This window comes from Oligoflexus sp. (genome assembly GCF_035638955.1).
GTDB lineage: Bacteria > Bdellovibrionota_B > Oligoflexia > Oligoflexales > Oligoflexaceae > Oligoflexus.
In genome coordinates, this window is sequence record NZ_DASQYZ010000300.1 from 1 (window position 1) to 1,941 (window position 1,941).

Consider the following 1,941-nt stretch of genomic DNA (forward strand, 5'->3'; position numbering starts at 1 on the left):
TACCTGTCCCGAAGTAAAGGTCATCGTTCCTTTGCCATTTGGAAGGTCATTAGCCCATTCGCCGTGGTAACTTATGTATTTTGTTCCCTCTGGCCACGTTTGTTCACCATAACCTGACCGGGCATTCATCAACCACCCACCTGAATATGTTTTGCCATCCTTATAGAACATGGCACCCTTGCCTGTGCGGAAGCCGTCGCGAATAGCGCCTATATATCTGTCACCATTTAATAGTTGGATCTCAACCTGCTCAGCAACCTGATAGATGTCTGTTTTGCTTTCGCTGTTCAGGGCTTTTGTCAGCCACTGTTTGACGTCGGGGTACTCCAGCCAAGTATACGATGTGGTTCCAAACCAAGCGTCATCCTTGGTGTACCACAGAGGATCCGAAGACCTTGTGACTCCAAGCAGCCTTCCGTCAATAGTTAGAGCAGGTCCACCGGAATCGCCGCTTGATGTAAAGCCGTTGATGCCGGCCTTTTTTGTCGATGCATCAAGCTCAAATTCCCGCTGCAGGTTATTCAATAAGGACAGGGGCTCCTTATAAACCTTGTTCTGCGCTGATTTCATGTACTGAAAGTCAGGAAATTTTTCGCAGACGGCAGTGCCACCAAAACCTGTTTTCTGCTCGCAGCCAAATCCGGCTATAACTACAGGGAGGTCCTTTTTTGGAAAAGTGCCGTAAGCGAGAGGAACTGTGCTTACCAAGCCATCCCAAACAACCTTTTCTTCTCTTACTGAATACGCAAGTTCAAAAATGGCAACATCGCTGCCAGTACCAATACCGTCACCAGCAGGCGCCACCCATGATGGATGGATTTGAATCTTTTTAAGAAAAGCTGTGAACCTGCGCGAGTTGCTCGCGAAGACAGCAACCTGCTCACCTTCTTTTGATTTATTAACGCAGTGTGCTGCTGTGATAAACGTGCTTTGAGTAAGACGCGAGGCAGTGCAGCTATTGGTACCCAAACCATTTCCGCTCAAACCTATCGTTGAAGAATAGGAGCCTTTGGCCAGCTTGTCGGATGGCTCTATCTGTCCACCTATAATATCGAGCTTTGAAGCTGACTCAGTGCCACAGGCAGTTATGGATAGCATTGAGACAAAAGTAATCTTTGAGCGGAACGTCATTCAATAGTCCTTTCAACATTAATATCGTCTTTGGTTTCAAATTTCATATCAGGACCAGAACTGGTTAGGGTCAGGACTTTGTCCTGGTATTCCGCCCGGATCTGTTGTCCCCACGGATCGAGCATCCTTGCCAGCTCCTCTTCAGTCCATTTTCCCTTGACCTTGATGAGGATAAAAAGCCCATCAGCATGACGATTAAGAAGGGGCACTGCGTTGAGCAGTATTTCCTCCTCGTGATGATCAGTGGCGAATGGTTCAAATATCTCCAAACCCAGATAGAGAAGTCCACACAGAGCGACGGCAAAAACCATTAACTTTTTCAAGACAGCTCCTCTAACTTTCCTTGCGGGCCTTAATTATCATCGATTTCGATGATTTACAATTCGTATCAAACTGCAAAGTCGCATTATAAATACCTGACAATAAAGGCTGTCGTCAGAATTATAGAATATTGATTTTGCTTCACTTTCCTGGGCTTCCAAGAGGTACGTGCGCGAATTTTGACGCCAGTTCGACGTATATATTCAACAGTGAGCCCTCTTTGGCAGCAATAGCAGATGGGATTGAGTTAGAAGGCGTTTTCGATAACGGCGTTATTCAGAAGGCTATTAACGGCCAAAGTCATTCACTTTAATGTTCATAGCTACTAAAAGTCACCTATCGCCTACGCACCGGAATAAATCAGCTATTTTGAGACAGTCATAAAAAGAGTTTAGTGTACTTTTCTATCCAAGCACATACATGGATTGCCGTGTGACCGGGATGTTGATCCCGACCTGCTCCTGTGGAATCAGAAGTTTAGGACCACGC

General features: G+C 46.0%; 2 protein-coding genes. Both read right to left on the bottom strand.

The window, feature by feature from the left end; all coding sequences use genetic code 11:
* Nucleotides 1-1,131: trypsin-like serine protease (locus VE954_RS27535; protein ID WP_324958943.1), on the bottom strand; the 1,131-nt coding region annotated here is incomplete at its 3' end.
* Entirely contained in the window at nt 1,128-1,454 is a 327-nt protein-coding gene (locus tag VE954_RS27540; protein WP_324958945.1) for a hypothetical protein, read from the bottom strand. The genes VE954_RS27540 and VE954_RS27535, both read right to left, overlap by 4 nt.
* Nucleotides 1,455-1,941: the final 487 nt, after the last annotated feature.